The following is a 14,375-nucleotide window of genomic DNA, read 5'->3' as shown; positions in this document are numbered from 1 at the left end:
CCCCGCCCGGCGGGGGGGCGTCCAGAGCCCCCCCAACACCGTCACCCCACCCCGCTCCCCGGGGTCTGCGGCGCGGGGCTGGGGCGGCCGGCGGGGGGGCTGGCCCCGGGGCCCAACGCCGAGTTCCCAGGGCAGGCGGTACCGCTGGAACATGTCGGCCCGCAGCCGCGCCAGCGGCATCGCCGCTCCCGGGATCAACTGCGCGAACACCCCGCCCATGAGCTGCGCCCGCAGCATCCGGTAGTCCTGCTCGGGGTCGGCCGAACCCCATTCCCTTATGGCGCCCAGCAGCAGTTCGGCCAGGCGCTGACGTTCCTCGCACTCGCTGAACCCCTCCGTCTGGAGGATGCCCGCCATGTGCGCCCGCATGACGACCGGATGGTGCACGGGCAGCGCCAGGACGGCGTCGATCGCCCGGGCCAGCACCTCCCGCCCGTCGGTGGGAACGGGTTCCCGCCCCAGCGCCGCGGCCAGTTCGGTGTGCATCAACCGGTGCGCCGCCGACTGCAGGAGCAGCCGCTTGCCGGGGAAGTAGTACGACACCAGACCGCGGGCAGATCCCGCGCGGTCGGCGATGTCCCCGAGCGTCGTGGCCTCGAACCCGCGCTCCTCCACCAGTTCGACGGTCGCCTGCAGCAGACGCTCCCGTGAACGCCGGCGCATCGCTTCGTTGACCGACGGTCGCCGAGGGGACATGCTTTACTCCTGCGTTGACTGGCTCGGAGCCAATATACTCAGAGCCCGCCCGCCGTGAGTGGCATGCTCACGCGGGTGACGGGGGTGAGGTGCACGTACCCGGCGGCGCGGGGGACCGCCGGGTACCGCATCTCCGCCCCGGCCGCCCCGGTGCCCTCAGATCCCCGTCACGCGGTCAGGTCCAGCACCGGCAGCAGCCCCGAGGGCCGCTGTTCCACCGGCAGGTGGTCCACCAGGTGCAGCGCGCAGCCCAGCGCCGCCGCCCCGCCGTCCGCACGCCGGTCGTCACCGACCATCACGACCCGCTCCGGCGGCAGCCCCAGTCCCTCGCACGCGATGGCGAACAGCCGCGGGTCCGGCTTCTGGACACCGTGCTCGAAGCTCAGCACGAAGACGTCCACGAGGTCTTCCAGACCGTGGGCCCGGAACACCGGCCGCAGGTCCCACCCGATGTTGCTCACCACCGCCACCGGTACACCCCGGCGCCGCAGTTCCTCGAGCACCTCCACCGTGTCCGGGTACGGCGACCAGGCGGCGGGCTCCATGTGCCGGTCGTACAGCGCCGCGTAGGCATCCCCCCACGGCAGCTCCACCTCCCGCGCCAGCGCGGTGAACGCCGCGCGGTGGTGCTCCGCCGACAGGTCCCGTTCCCGGTACAGCCGCTCCAGCCGTGCCGGCACCCGCTCGGGTGCCGCCCCACCGGGAAGCCCTCCGGCCCGCTCCAGCCGTTCCGCGTACGCCGCCAGCTCCTCCTCGCCGGGCGTGATCCCCATCCGCTCCAGCACGGCGCCCAGCCAACTCCGGGCGGACTCGGCCCTCAGCAGTGTCCCGGAGAAGTCGAACATGCATCCCTTGATGGTCATGCCCGCCATCCTCCCCGACCTCCGGTGAACCACGCCGCCCCGGACGGTCAGACCTCCTCGCCGCCCGGCTCCTCGTCGCCCGTGCGCCAGGGTTCGCAGAGCGCGGCCGTGCCGGTGAGGACGGCCGCCGCCAGCAGCCAGCCGCCCAGGACATCGGAGGGCCAGTGGACACCGAGGTAGACGCGGGTGAAGCCGACGCCGACGACCGACACGAAGGCGACGGCGAAGGCGGCCACGCACCAAGGGGAGCGGGCCGGCAGCCGGAGCAGCAGCAGCCACAGCAGGGCGCCGCAGACGAGCGCGGCGGTCGCCGCGTGGCCGGAGGGGAACGCCGCGAAGGAGGCGGAGTCGACGGGGTCGGGCCAGTGCGGGCGCTCCCGGCCGACGAGGGCCTTGGCGGCCTGCTGGAGCACCCAGCCGAGGGTGCCGGCCAGCACCAGCCACAGGGCCTGCCGGTTCTCGCGCCGTACGACCAGCCACACCACGGCCGCGAGCAGCAGCAGACGCATCGTCAACGGGTCCCAGACCCAGTCGGTGAGGACGCGGTTGAGGCGGGTCCACCCGGAGTGCCGCACAGCGACGGCGTGCAGCTCCACCACGATGCCGCGGTCGGCGGCGATCAGCGGCCCCCAGCGCGCCGCGACGAGCCCGAGCAGCAGCAGGAAGGCGGCGGAGGCCGCCGCGCACTGGCTCAGGCTCGCGGTGCGCAGGGCGCGGTCGGGGTCCCGGACGTCGGACGGTGCGGGAGGGGCGTGCATGCAGCCGAGGCTACGTGAGTGCCCCGATTCCGGGCCCGAATGCCACGACCAACGGCACGACGGGAATCAGCAGCGCGCACGCGGAGGCGTGGGCGCGGCCGAGGCGGGTGAGGCGGGGCGCGGGGTCCAGCAGCCGGTTGACGCGGACCGGGACCTGCGCGTCCGGGGTGGGGCAGGGGCCGAACACGCCGCGGTCCTCGTTGAGTTCCACCAGGGCCAGGGCGGTGGTGAGCCGCCCGAAGCGGCGTGAGGCGATGTCGTCGGCGGCGAGTTCGACGAGCCGGTGCACCTGGTCGCGGAACCCGGCGAAGACCGGCACCTGCGGGAAACCCGAGGCCAATGCGCCGGCGCAGTGCAGCAGGACGTCGTGCCTGGCCCGCGCGTGGCCCTGCTCATGGGCGAGGACGGAGTCGAGCTGGCGCCCCTTCAGGCGGCGCAGCGCGGCCGTGGTGATGACCAGTTGCGGCCGGGGGCCGGTCAGCCACCAGGCGTCCGGGCGTTCGCTCTCCAGGACGACCAGCCGTTCGTCCGAGGCGGCGGCCTCACCGGGCAGTCGCGGCGAGCGGGCCCGCAGTTCGGCGCGGCGCCCCCGCTGCCGGGCACGGGCCCCGCGGATCTCGCGGGCGAGCATGGCCGCCGTCCAGATGCCGCCGCAGGCCAGCAGGACCGCCAGGTAACCCGCCCAGGGCCCGTAACCGGGCAGCTCGTACGCCTCGACGACATCATGGGGGGCGAAGACGAACAGCCCCTCGCGCAGTGAGGTCCACGTGGCGGAGGCGCTGAGGGCCATGGCCAGGAACAGGCACAGCAGGACGGCGCCGACCACGCACTGCCACACCCACAGGGCCAGCACCGGTTCCCGCTCGGGCCAGACGGCACGGGTGAGCAGGCGCGGGGCCATGGCGGCCGCCACCGCACCGAGCAGGAGCAGCACGAGCGGGACGGTCATGCCGCCACACTATGAGGGCGCCACTGCGCACGGGTACGTTCTCCGGCGGGAAAGTGACGCGCCTCACTGCCGTCACAGGGTGAGGAGCATGGCGAACATCCCTATCGCCATGGACACGCGGCATGCCGAGGCCAGTTCGGGCGCGTGCGCCACCGGTACGACGCTCCCCGCGGATGCCGCACCGGCCGCCGTCACGGCGGCGGGGGCCGAGACCAGGCGGACGCCCGCCGCCAGGACGTATATCGCGAAGTACGCCAGCAGCAGCCCGGTCGTCGCGGGCGTGCCCGCCGGGGTGTGACCGGCGTGGACCGCGCCGCCGGCGGCACCCGCCGCGCCCGCCTCCGCCATGGCGACCGCCATGTAGACCATCGCCCCTGCGCCCACGGCGTGGTGCAGATGGTGCGCGTCGTGCCGGGCCAGCAGCAGCGCGCGCACCGCGGCGGCGCCGAAGACCACGCCGAAGGCCGCGGCGGCCCACCGCGGCGGATCGAGGACCGACACCGGCACCGCCATCACGGCCATGCCCATCCCCATCAGTGCCTCCGCGCGTGCCACCCGGCGTACGTCGGGTCCGGTGCCGGGGCAGCCACGACGGGTGCGGAACAGGCAGTACGCCCCCGTGGCGGTGCCGAGCACCACGAGCAGCCAGGCCACCAGCGGTGGTCCGTGCATGAGCGGCCCTCCTTCGGCTCCTGTGCGGAGGATGCCCGCCAACGGCGGCGCACACTCCAGCGCACGGGCGTAACGAGGGAGCGCGGCGGGGCCGCCCCCGGCCTCAGCTGCGGGCCCGCTGGGTGACGGCCACGCACACCAGGACCGCGACCGCCGCGGGCGCGGTCAGCGCTCCCAGGTCCTCGCCGAGCAGCGCGGCCGCCCAGACCAGCGTCAGCAACGGCTGGGCGAGCTGCAACTGGCTGGCCCGCGCCACGCCGATGGCGGCCATGCCCCGGTACCAGACCATCAGCCCGAGGAACTGGGACACCACCGAGACCCAGAGCAGCCCCGTCACCGCCTGCCCGCCGAGGTGCACGGGCTCGAGCGCGAGGGCCACCTCCGCCGCGGGCACCGTCAGGGGCAGTGCGCCGACCAGCGCCCACCCGATGACCTGCCAGCCCGGCATCACCGAGGCCAGCCGCCCGCCCTCGACGTACCCGGCCGCGCAGACCAGCAGCGACGCGAAGAGGAAGAGGTCACCCGTGGTCAGGGCGCCGCCGCCCTGCCAGAGGGCGAAGCCCACCACGACCGCCCCGCCCGCGACGGCGGCGGACCAGAACGCCTTCGACGGGCGCGTCCCGACGCGTATGGCGGCCAGCACGGCGGTGACCAGCGGCAGCGCGCCCACGACGACGGCGGCGTGCGAGGTGTCGGTGGTGCGCAGTGCCAGTGTGGTCAGCAGGGGGAAGCCCAGGACGACGCCGAGCGCCACGACCGCGAGCCCCGCCCAGTGCCGGCGGTCGGGCCGCGGCACCCGCGCCGCTGCGAGGCAGACACCGGCCACGGCCGCCGCCAGCACGCCCCGCACGGTGGTGGCCGTCCAGGGGCCGAGCCCGGTGAGCGCCCAGTGCGTCGCGGGAAAGGTCAGGGAGAAGGCGGCGACGCCCAGCCCGGCGAGGGCGGTGCCACCCGCTCGGATCCCGACCGCTATCGACGGTACGGCAGTAGCGCTATCATGTGCTGTCATGAATGACGGTAGCAGTTCCGGAAACCTCGCCGACACCCTGCGGAATGAGCTTCACCGCTACTCGCCCGGCGAGAAGCTGCCGTCGAGCCGTGCCCTCGTCGAGCGCTTCGGCGTCAGCCCCGTCACGGTCTCCCGCGCCTTGGCGGCCCTCGCCGCCGAGGGGCTGGTCGTCACCCGCCCTGGCGCCGGCGCCTACCGCGCCCGCCAGGCCGCCGGCGGGCCCTGTGCCGTCGACACCTCCTGGCAGCAGGTGGCTCTCACCGTCGAGGAGCAGCACGGCGAACCCGCTCCCAGGGTCGTCGACGCCTCCGGCGTGACCGCCAGCCTCGCCGTCCCCCCGCCCGGGGTCATCGCCTTCAACGGCGGCTATCTGCACCCCTCGCTCCAGCCCGGCCAGGCGCTCGGTGCCGCGCTCGCCCGCGCCGCCCGCCGCCCCGGTGCCTGGGACATGCCGCCTCTGGAGGGGCTGACGGCGCTGCGGGCCTGGTTCGCCCGCGAGACAGGAGGCCCCGGCGGCACCCTCGGCCCCGCCAACGTGCTGATCACCGCCGGCGGCCAGGCAGCGCTCACCACCGCCCTGCGCGCGCTCGCCCCGCCCGGTTCGCCGGTGCTCGTCGAGTCGCCGACGTACCCCGGCGCCATGGCCGTCGCGCGCGCGGCCGGACTGCGTCCCGTCCCCGTCCCCGTGGACGACGACGGTGTACGGCCCGACCTGCTCGCCGACGCCTTCGCCGCCACCGGCGCCCGGGTCTTCTTCTGCCAGCCGCTCTTCCAGAACCCCACCGGCGCCGTCCTCGCCGCCGACCGCCGACGGCGGATCACCGGGATCGCCCACGCCGCCGGGGCCTTCCTCGTCGAGGACGACTTCGCCCGGCGCCTCGGCCATGGCGCCGAACCGCCGCCGCCCCTGGTCGCGGACGACCCGTACGGCACCGTCGTCCACGTGACCTCGCTGACCAAGCCCACCTCGCCCAGCCTGCGCGTCGGCGCGCTCGTCGCCCGCGGCCCGGTCATGGAGCGGCTGCGCGCCATCCAGGTCGTCGACAGCTTCTTCGTGCCGCGCCCCCTCCAGGAGGCCACCCTCGAACTCGTCGGCGCCCCCGCGTGGCCCCGTCACTTGCGTGCCGTCTCCGCGGGGCTGCGCGACCGCCGTGACGCGATGCTCGCCGCCCTCCACCGCGAACTGCCGGGGCTCGTGGCCGACGTCCGCGTCCCGGTCGGCGGCTACCAGCTCTGGCTCCGGCTCCCGGACGGCACGGACGAGTCCGCCCTGGCCGCCGCCTCGCTGCGCGCCGGCACCGCCGTCGCCCCCGGGCGCCCCTACTTCGCCGCCGAGGCCCCGGCCCCGTACGTCCGCCTCAGCTTCGCCGACACCAGCGGCACCGAGGAGATCGCCGAGGGCGTCCGCCGGTTCGCGGCGGCCTGCGCCGAGACCGGAGTGGACGGGGCGGGCAGGGACGGGACGCTCACCGGCGGGATCGCCCGGTGACCGGGACGGACACCCCGCACCGCCGCCGCCCGCGCCGCCCGGGTGAGGACGCCGACGACGCAACGGCCCGGCCCGCCTCGTGACCGAGCGGCCTCACGGCCGGTAACGCAGCGGATGGTCCGCGGGGACCTCCACCACGCAGATCGCGATCCCGTCGGGATCCTCGATCCACATCTCGATCAGCCCCCAGGGCTCCTGGACGGGCTCCCGCACGATACGGACCCCGCGTCCGGCGAACCGCCGGTGGCACTCCGCCACGTCCGAGACCTGGAGCCACAGCCGGAGCCCCGGGGCGGGCGGCCCGTCGGCCTGCCCCGAGACCTCCAGGAAGCCCCCGCCCAGGAAGAAGACCGTGCCGCGCTCCTCCCAGGGCCCGAACTCGCGGTAGACCGCCAGCCCCAGGTCGTCGCGGTAGAAGGCGCGGGACCGCTCGAGATCGGTCGGCCGGAGCAGGATCCTGCTGCTCAGTACGTTCGTCACGGGCCCGAAGCTACCCACGCGCCGGCGGGAAAACCGGCTGACACGGCGCCTCCCGCTGCGCGAGGCTGCCCGACATGGACCACGGCCCCGGCGCGATCGCCCCGCTGTTCAAGACCTGCACCCGCTGCGGCGCCGAGGCCGGCTACCACGCCGGCGTGTGCGTCATCGACGGCGCCCTGCACTGGAGCGTCGAGGGCGGCTGCGAGGCATGCGGGTCCGGAGAGGCGGAGTGCGGACGCGGCGAGGTCCCCGAACACGTGAGTGCCGCGCTGATCACCGCCCACGGCGAGGTGGTGCTGCGCGCCGAGCCGCTGCCCGGTGCGGCGGGTGCGCGGGCGCTCAAGACGCTGCGCGAGGTGTTCGGCATGCCGCTCGCCGAGGTTCGCGTGCGGTTGCGCGCGCTCGCGGCGGAGGGGGAGCGGGGGTCGGGGCCGGAGACGGCGCTGCTCGTCGCCCGGCTGAGGGAGGGAGGATTCGCCGTCACCTTGGAGGCGGGGGAGCCGCCCGCGGGCGAGGAGCGCTTCGTGCCCACCGCGCCCGGCCTCCGCTGGCCGGCCAACCCGGCCGCCCAGGGCCACCCCGTCTTCACCGCCGCTCCGTCCCGCGTCGGCCGCGGCAGGGGCCGCCAGGTGCGTCTCGTACCGGGGAGCCTCCCGGAGGAGCTGCGCGAACCGCTCGCGGACTACCTCGCGGCGGGCCGGATCCTGGTGATCGCGGTGAGCCATGCCCCGGATCCACTGGCGGAGGGGCCGTACGAGTACGTCCGCCCGGGCCGGGCAACCGACGGCACCTGGACGTGGGACCTGGCCTGGGAGCCGTGGGTGCGCCGGCGCGGGTGCGCGCCGCCCGAGGAGTTCGTGCGGCACGTGGCGGACAGGGGTTTCGTGCCGCCTTCCGGCACGACCGGCTAGCCTCGGGACGAGCCGCCGCCGCAGAGAGGACGCCCCCGTCATGGAGACCGCGCAGCCCGTCGCCCGCCCCGTCTTCCGTACCGCCACCCATGAGGACGTCCCGGCGCTCGTCGCGCTGATCGAGTCGGCGTACCGCGGTGAGTCCAGCCGCACCGGGTGGACGACGGAGGCCGACCTGCTCGAGGGGCAGCGCACCGATCCCGAGGGCGTGGCCGCCGTCATCGACGGCGAACGCAGCCTGATCCTCGCGGTCGAGTCCGACGGCGCCGTCGTCGCGTGCTGCCAGCTGGAGAACCGCGACGGGCACGCCTACTTCGGGATGTTCGCCGTGCGCCCGGCCCTGCAGGGCGGCGGCATGGGCAAGCTGGTGCTCGCCGAGGCGGAGCGCCTGGCCCGCGAGGAGTGGGCGGCGGACGAGATGCACATGACGGTGATCACCCAGCGTGCGGACCTGATCGCCTGGTACGTGCGCCGCGGCTACGTACGGACCGGCCGCACCAGCCCCTTCCCGTACGGCGACGCGCGGTTCGGGCTGCCCACCCGCGACGACCTCGCCTTCGAACTGCTGGTCAAGAAGCTCGGCTGAGCAGCCGCACCCGGCCCCACCCGGCCCGGGGGCGGGTCACCAGTCGGTGAGACCGCCCTCGACCGCGCGCTTGACCGCCGGCATGTCGGTGACGACGCCGTCCAGGCCGAGGGCCCGCGCCAGCGCGAGGTCGGCCGGGGTGTTCACCGTCCAGGCGATCACCGAGATCCCCGCGCGGTGGCACTCCTGCACCAGCGCCAGGCTGATCCGCCGCAGGCTCAGGCTGACGAGCTTCGCGCCGACCGCCTGGGCCCGGGTGACGATCTCCGAGCCCATCGGGCCCTCGGCGACCAGGACGGTGCGCACGCCGGGCACCAGTTCGCGGATCTCCGCGAGCGCCTCGTCGTGGAAGGACAGCACGTCCACGCGCTCGACCAGCTCGCGCTCGAGCATCGTCGCCGCCAGCACGCGCGCCGCCGCGACGTCCTTGATCTCGGCCTGGATCGGCTTGGTGACCGCGTCCAGCACCTCCTCGAACACCGGGATCCGCTCGCCGTGGCCCGCGTCCAGATCGCGCAGCTCGTCAAGGGTGTGGTCGCCGATCAGTCCCGAGCCGTCCGTGGTGCGGTCGACCTTCACGTCGTGCATGACGATCAGCGCGCCGTCCTTGCTCAGGTGCAGGTCGAGCTCGATCTGGTCCATGTCCTCGCGCTCGGCGCGGACGAAGGAGCGGAGGGTGTTCTCGGGCTCGACGCCCATGACGCCGCGGTGGCCGACGGTGAGAAAGCTCAAGGGGGACCGCTTCCGTGCTGGGTGCTGCGGATGATCGACGGACGGTCGGCAGCCTAGCGGTCCCTTGCGGCGCAAGGCCGAACGCGGGGTGAACGGCGCGGCCGCCCACCGGAAGATCCGCGGTACGGGGCCCGCTCCGCGGAAGAATCTCCTCCGCCTCCACTTGAACGGGAGAAGCTGGCGTATATACGGTGAGCTGACAAGAGGTTCTTCAGTGAAGGAGGGGTCATGACGGAAATTCTGTCGCCGGTAGCGGCCTCGATGGACAGCGCAGCCACCAGCGAGACCGGTGCGCCCGGCGGCGGCATTGTCCGGCACCCGGCGTGGGCGGTCCTGAAGCAGGCGGTGGAGGAGATCCGCCCCTGGCAGAGCAAGGACGGCTCGATCGACTTCTCCGCGGAGGGCGCGCCCGAGCGCGCCGTTGCCGAGGGAGCCCTGGACCGGGTGGTCCGCGCCGTCGAGGACCTCTCCCCGCTCGTACCGCACGACAAGGCCTACCACGAGGCCCTGGTCGTGGACCTGCGCCGCTGGGCCGAGGGCGGCTTCGCGGTGCCCGACTTCCTCGACTCGCTGCTGGCCTTCCACCCGGCGGCCGACCGCCAGGACGGCCTGGAGCACCTCGTGGTGTTCCCGATGTACACGCAGAACGGCAACCCGGACCGCAACCTGGAGGCCGTCGCGCTGCGCGTCGTCTGGCCGGAGTGGCTGTCCGAGCTGGAGCGCACCCGCTACGACAACGCCCTCTTCGTGCCGATCACCTTCGAGGACTTCACCCCCGGGTACGACACGAACTCCGCGGTGCTCTTCCCCGAGACCGTCGCCGTACGCGAGGCGCCCGAGCGCTTCACCTGGGGCGGCATCTTCTGCGACCGCGAGGCCGCCCGCTTCCGTGCCGTGAGCCGCGCCGCCGTGGACACCCTGGGCCTGGAGCTCCCCGAGGACGCCGCGGGGCTCCTCGCGGACCAGGACCTCAGCCAGCAGACCTTCGTGCTGTGGGACATGATCCACGACCGCACGCACAGCCACGGCGACCTGCCCTTCGACCCCTTCATGATCAAGCAGCGGCAGCCGTTCTGGATGTACGGCCTGGAGGAACTGCGCTGCGACCTCACGACCTTCAAGGAGGCCGTGCAGCTGGAGGCCGAGGGCCACGGCATGGGCCGCTACGTCCAGTACGCGATCCTCTTCGACCGCCTCTTCCGCTTCCCGGTCACCGGTGACCGCGTCCGCAACTACGACGGCCTGGGCGGCCAGCTGCTCTTCGCGTACCTGCACAAGCACGACGCCGTACGCTGGACGGACAACAAACTCCACATCGACTGGCAGCGCGCCCCGCAGGTGACCAACCAGCTGTGCGCCGAGATCGAGAAGCTGTACCGGGACGGCATCGACCGCCCCAAGCTCGTGCACTGGTTCGCCGCCTACGGCCTCGTCTCGGACTACCTCTCCCCGCACCCCGGTTCGGTCTGGGCCAAGGGGCCGGAGGCCCTGGACCTCGACCAGCCGCCGCGGAAGCTCGTGGACGACGTGCTGCCGGACGAATTTCCGCTCAGCATGTTCTACGAGGCCCTGGCCAAGAAGCTTCGTGATGTGATCGCCTCGACCAAGGGCATCACGGCCCACGGCACCGGCCAGGTGGCCGCGTGACCGATCCAGGCGAGGAGGCGGCGGAGATGACGGAAGCCAACGAGGCGGCCAGGGGACCCCTGGCCGGAGCCGTGATCGCGGTGGCGGGGGCCGGCGGCCCCGCCGGACGCGCGACGCTGCAGCGGCTCGCCCGTGCCGGCGCCTGGGTCATCGCCGCCGACGCCAACCCCGAGCGGCTCGCCGAAGCCGTGGACCTGGCCCGTTTCGACGCCGGCGGCGCCGGGATCACCGGGGACATCGTCGACCTGCTCGACCTCGACGCCACCCGCGAGTGGGCGGGCCGCATCGAGAAGGAGCACGGCCGGATCGACGGCATGGTGCACCTGGTCGGCGGCTGGCGCGGTTCGGCCTCCTTCCAGGAGACCGACCTCGCGGACTGGGACTTCCTGGAGAAGCTGCTGATCCGCACCGTCCAGCACACCTCCCTGGCGTTCCACGACGGCCTGCTCTCCAGCCCCGTCGGGCGCTACGTGCTGATCAGCGCCGCCGGGGCCAGCCAGCCCACCGCCGGCAACGCGGCGTACGCCGCGGCCAAGGCCGCCGCCGAGGCGTGGACGCTGGCGATGGGCGACTCCTTCCGCAAACTCGCGGGGGAGGGCAGCCCCACCGCGGCCGCCACCGTCCTGGTGATCAAGGCGCTGGTGCACGAGCAGATGCGCAAGGAGCGCCCGAACGCCAAGTTCGCGGGCTTCACCGATGTGACCGACCTGGCCGACGCCATCGCCGACGTGTGGAACCGGCCCGCCGAAGAAGTGAACGGAACCCGCCAGTGGCTGACACCCCGCCCGTGACCGCACACCCGACCGACGCGGTCCGGCACCACGACCCCCGGGTCCGGGGCTTCGCCAGCGACAACTACGCGGGCGTCCACCCCGAGGTGCTGGCGGCGATCGCGCTCGCCAACGGCGGCCACCAGGTCGCCTACGGCGACGACGAGTACACCGCCCACCTGCAGGAGGTCTTCCGCGGCCACTTCGGCCCGCGGGCCGAGGCCTTCCCGGTCTTCAACGGCACCGGCGCCAACGTCGTGGCCCTGCAGGCGCTCACCGAGCGCTGGGGCGCGGTCGTCTGCGCCGCCTCCGCCCACATCAACGTGGACGAGGGCGGTGCCCCGGAGCGGATGGGCGGCCTGAAGCTGCTCACCGTGCCCACCCCGGACGGCAAGCTCACCCCCGAGCTGATCGACCGGGAGGCCTGGGGCTTCGACGACGAGCACCGCGCGCAGCCGCAGGTCGTCTCGATCACGCAGTCCACCGAACTGGGCACCTGCTACACGCCCGAGGAGATCCGCGCGATCTGCGACCACGCCCACGAGCGGGGTCTCGCCGTCCACCTCGACGGTTCGCGGATCGCCAACGCCGCGGCCACCCTCGGGGTGCCGCTGCGCGAGTTCACCACCGACGCGGGCGTGGACGTCCTGTCCTTCGGCGGCACCAAGAACGGGCTGCTGCTGGGCGAGTGCGTCGTGGTGCTGAACCCGGAGCGGGTGCGGGCGATGAAGCACCTGCGGAAGCTGTCGATGCAGCTCGCCTCCAAGATGCGCTTCGTCTCGGTGCAGTTCGAGGCGCTGCTCTCCGGCGACCTGTGGCTCCGCAGCGCCGGTCACGCCAACGCGATGGCCCAGCGCCTGGAGTCGGCCGTCGGAGCCGTCGAGGGCGTCACCGTCGTGCGTCCCGTTCAGGCCAACGCGGTCTTCGCGCTGCTGCCGCGCGAGGTCAGCGAACGGCTGCAGAAGCGCTACCGCTTCTACTTCTGGGACGAGTCGACCGGCGAGGTCCGCTGGATGTGCTCGTTCGACACCACCGAGGAGGACGTGGATTCCTTCGCGGCGGCGCTGGCCGAGGAAATGGCGGCCCACTCCGCCTGAAATACGCGGTCGGCGCCGGATCGTGGCGCGGCGACGCGGCGCAGTGCACTAAGCCCGAGGGGCGTACGGGATATCCCGTACGCCCCTCGGTGCGTCATTCCGCGCCCCTCATGGGGCGCCGGATCACGCGTTGACGCAGACGTTGCCGGCCGCGGGGTTGAGCAGCCCGCCGATGTTGATGGTGTTGCCGCACAGGTTGATCGGCACGCTGACCGGGATCTGGATGACGTTGCCGCTGGCGACGCCGGGCGAGCCGACGGCGGCGGCCTGGGCCGAGGCACCGCCGTGGTCGTAGCCGCGACCGTGGTCCGTCGCGCCGGCGGCGCCGGCGGCGCCCAGCACGGTGGCGCCGGCGACAGCGGTCAGGGCCGCGGCCTTCGCGATGCGCATCATTCGTTCTCCTTATGGAAGCTCGCTCTGTGGACCATGCTCAACGACCCTTGCCGGAACCGGATGTGGGAATCCACCCGTTCGGCCCTTGCGTCAACCGCGCAAATGTCACCGACTCGTACGGGGAGGTGACTCCGGTCTCGTAGAGCAGCCCGACCGTGCCGTCGGCGAGTTCGACGAGGTCCGAGTAGGCCGCGGGAAGGTCGCTGACGGGGGGCCCGGACGTCCAGGACGCGCCCAGGTCGTCACTGACCCGGAGGGCCATCAGGCGACGCTTGGCGGGGTCGGCCGGGCCCGAGTACACCAGAGCCCCGGCGCGGGTGCGCAGGACGCTGCCCTGCACCTCGGGGCCCTCCAGGGCGCCCTGCGGGCGGAAGACGCCGTTGATGCTGAGCCCGCCGTCCGGACTGTAGGCGTCGGCGCGGGTGGGGGCGGAGAACCCGCGGTCGTCGCGGCTGTTGACGTAGACCCGGCCGTCCGGGAGCTCGGCCATGGTGCTCTCGTTGAGGTTGAGCCAGTCGCCGGGGAGCGCCTGGACGAAGCCGATATGCCAGTTCAGGCCGCCGTCGTCGCTGTAGAGCGCGTGCGCGCCGTGCAGGGTCTGCCCGGCCAGGACGGACGTGTGGTTGGCGGGAACCAGCAGCCGTCCGGCGTGCGGGCCGCTCCTGAGGGCGATGGCGTGCCCCGGACCGGTCGCGTACCAGCGCCAGTTGGCGGGTTTCACCGTGGCGGTGATGTCGCGGGGTGTCGACCAGGTCAGGCCGCCCGAGTCGCTGTGCAGTTCGTAGACGAGCCGTTCCGGGCCGGTGTCGCGGCAGATCAGCAGCACGACGCGTCCGGTGCGGGGATCCACCACCGGGGCGGGGTTGCCGAAGGTCTCGGTGCCCGCGTCGGCGATCACCTGGAGGGGTTCCCAGGTGCAGCCTCCGTCGTAGGAGCGCCGGAGCACGACGTCGATGTCCCCGTCGTCCGCCTCCGAGTTGCGGCGTCCCTCGGCGAAGGCGAGGAGGGCGGCCCCGCCGAGGCGGACGACTGCCGGGATGCGGAAGGTGTGGTACCCCTCCGTCCCGGACCGGAAGGGCACCGACGTCGCGCAGGCCGCCGGGAGCGGCGTGACCGCCTCGGCCGTGGGCGCCTGCCATCCGGCGGCGCCGGTGAACAGCAGGGCGAGGCCGGCCAGTGTGCGTCCGCCCCTGGCGGCGGCGAATGTCATCGGGCGATTCCTCCGGGGCGGCGTACGGTCGGCCGGCGGCGCCACATTCTCATCGCTCCGCCCGAGTCGCCGTATGACACTCCGTTCGATGTTTTTCCGGTAGTTCAATATGA

16 protein-coding genes are annotated in these 14,375 nt (G+C 73.7%); 6 read left to right on the top strand and 10 right to left on the bottom strand.

Annotation, left to right across the window (positions count from 1 at the left end):
• The 6 genes from ACFW3D_RS22105 to ACFW3D_RS22080 all read right to left on the bottom strand — a co-directional run.
• On the bottom strand, positions 1 to 696 hold a 696-nt coding region (locus ACFW3D_RS22105; protein WP_500506123.1), incomplete at its 3' end, for a TetR/AcrR family transcriptional regulator.
• A 167-nt stretch (positions 697 to 863) separates the two neighbouring features.
• Positions 864 to 1,559, bottom strand: coding sequence for an HAD family hydrolase (locus ACFW3D_RS22100; protein WP_500506121.1), 696 nt, complete (start codon positions 1,557 to 1,559; stop codon positions 864 to 866).
• A gap of 47 nt (positions 1,560 to 1,606) precedes the next feature.
• Positions 1,607 to 2,317: a phosphatase PAP2 family protein gene (locus ACFW3D_RS22095; RefSeq protein ID WP_500506119.1), complete on the bottom strand. Its 711-nt coding sequence runs from the start codon at positions 2,315 to 2,317 to the stop codon at positions 1,607 to 1,609.
• Between the two features lie 10 nt (positions 2,318 to 2,327).
• Positions 2,328 to 3,266 carry a M56 family metallopeptidase gene (locus tag ACFW3D_RS22090; RefSeq protein WP_500506116.1) on the bottom strand — a complete coding sequence of 313 codons (939 nt, stop codon included), beginning with the start codon at positions 3,264 to 3,266 and terminating at the stop codon, positions 2,328 to 2,330.
• A gap of 72 nt (positions 3,267 to 3,338) precedes the next feature.
• Positions 3,339 to 3,938, bottom strand: coding sequence for a DUF5134 domain-containing protein (locus ACFW3D_RS22085; protein WP_500506113.1), 600 nt, complete (start codon positions 3,936 to 3,938; stop codon positions 3,339 to 3,341).
• 103 nt (positions 3,939 to 4,041) lie between these two features.
• Positions 4,042 to 4,947, bottom strand: coding sequence for a DMT family transporter (locus ACFW3D_RS22080; protein ID WP_500506110.1), 906 nt, complete (start codon positions 4,945 to 4,947; stop codon positions 4,042 to 4,044).
• On the opposite strand from ACFW3D_RS22080, the gene ACFW3D_RS22075 reads away from it, so the two are divergent.
• Positions 4,946 to 6,436: an aminotransferase-like domain-containing protein gene (locus ACFW3D_RS22075; RefSeq protein ID WP_500506108.1), complete on the top strand. Its 1,491-nt coding sequence runs from the start codon at positions 4,946 to 4,948 to the stop codon at positions 6,434 to 6,436. The genes ACFW3D_RS22080 and ACFW3D_RS22075 overlap by 2 nt on opposite strands.
• 93 nt (positions 6,437 to 6,529) lie before the next feature.
• Here the strand turns inward: ACFW3D_RS22075 and ACFW3D_RS22070 are convergent, their stop codons facing one another.
• A complete protein-coding gene (locus tag ACFW3D_RS22070) occupies positions 6,530 to 6,916 on the bottom strand; it encodes a VOC family protein (protein ID WP_500506106.1) in 387 nt (128 codons plus the stop codon).
• 74 nt (positions 6,917 to 6,990) lie between these two features.
• Between ACFW3D_RS22070 and ACFW3D_RS22065 the strand changes: the two genes are divergently transcribed.
• A complete protein-coding gene (locus ACFW3D_RS22065) occupies positions 6,991 to 7,827 on the top strand; it encodes a hypothetical protein (RefSeq protein ID WP_500506104.1) in 837 nt (278 codons plus the stop codon).
• A gap of 40 nt (positions 7,828 to 7,867) precedes the next feature.
• Entirely contained in the window at positions 7,868 to 8,413 is a 546-nt protein-coding gene (locus tag ACFW3D_RS22060) for a GNAT family N-acetyltransferase (protein ID WP_500506101.1), read from the top strand.
• Between the two features lie 36 nt (positions 8,414 to 8,449).
• Here ACFW3D_RS22060 and ACFW3D_RS22055 read toward each other — a convergent pair whose 3' ends face one another.
• Positions 8,450 to 9,145, bottom strand: coding sequence for a glycerophosphodiester phosphodiesterase (locus ACFW3D_RS22055; protein WP_500506099.1), 696 nt, complete (start codon positions 9,143 to 9,145; stop codon positions 8,450 to 8,452).
• 228 nt (positions 9,146 to 9,373) lie between these two features.
• Here ACFW3D_RS22055 and ACFW3D_RS22050 point away from each other — a divergent pair, with 228 nt between their 5' ends.
• From ACFW3D_RS22050 to ACFW3D_RS22040, 3 genes are read left to right on the top strand one after another with little or no spacing between them, the layout of a single operon-like run.
• On the top strand, positions 9,374 to 10,792 hold the full coding sequence (locus ACFW3D_RS22050) for a DUF6421 family protein (protein ID WP_500506097.1): 1,419 nt from the start codon (positions 9,374 to 9,376) through the stop codon (positions 10,790 to 10,792).
• A 26-nt stretch (positions 10,793 to 10,818) separates the two neighbouring features.
• Positions 10,819 to 11,583, top strand: coding sequence for an SDR family oxidoreductase (locus ACFW3D_RS22045; RefSeq protein ID WP_500506130.1), 765 nt, complete (start codon positions 10,819 to 10,821; stop codon positions 11,581 to 11,583).
• Positions 11,562 to 12,659, top strand: coding sequence for a threonine aldolase family protein (locus ACFW3D_RS22040; protein WP_500506095.1), 1,098 nt, complete (start codon positions 11,562 to 11,564; stop codon positions 12,657 to 12,659). Before ACFW3D_RS22045 ends, ACFW3D_RS22040 begins: the two co-directional genes overlap by 22 nt.
• Before the next feature lie 123 nt (positions 12,660 to 12,782).
• On the opposite strand, the gene ACFW3D_RS22035 is transcribed toward ACFW3D_RS22040, so the two are convergent.
• Together ACFW3D_RS22035 and ACFW3D_RS22030 are read right to left on the bottom strand one after the other, a co-directional pair.
• A complete protein-coding gene (locus ACFW3D_RS22035) occupies positions 12,783 to 13,052 on the bottom strand; it encodes a chaplin (protein ID WP_500506093.1) in 270 nt (89 codons plus the stop codon).
• Positions 13,053 to 13,089: 37 nt separating this feature from the next.
• The gene (locus ACFW3D_RS22030) at positions 13,090 to 14,262 is read right to left on the bottom strand and encodes a sialidase family protein (protein ID WP_500506091.1); all 1,173 of its coding nucleotides are present in this window, start codon (positions 14,260 to 14,262) and stop codon (positions 13,090 to 13,092) included.
• Between the last annotated feature and the right edge of the window lie 113 nt (positions 14,263 to 14,375).

It is taken from the genome of Streptomyces sp. NPDC058864, from assembly GCF_042742985.1.
In the GTDB taxonomy this organism is placed as follows: Bacteria; Actinomycetota; Actinomycetes; order Streptomycetales; family Streptomycetaceae; genus Actinacidiphila.
The sequence above is the reverse complement of the archived record's forward strand: the minus strand, read 5'-3'. Positions and strand labels throughout refer to the sequence as shown.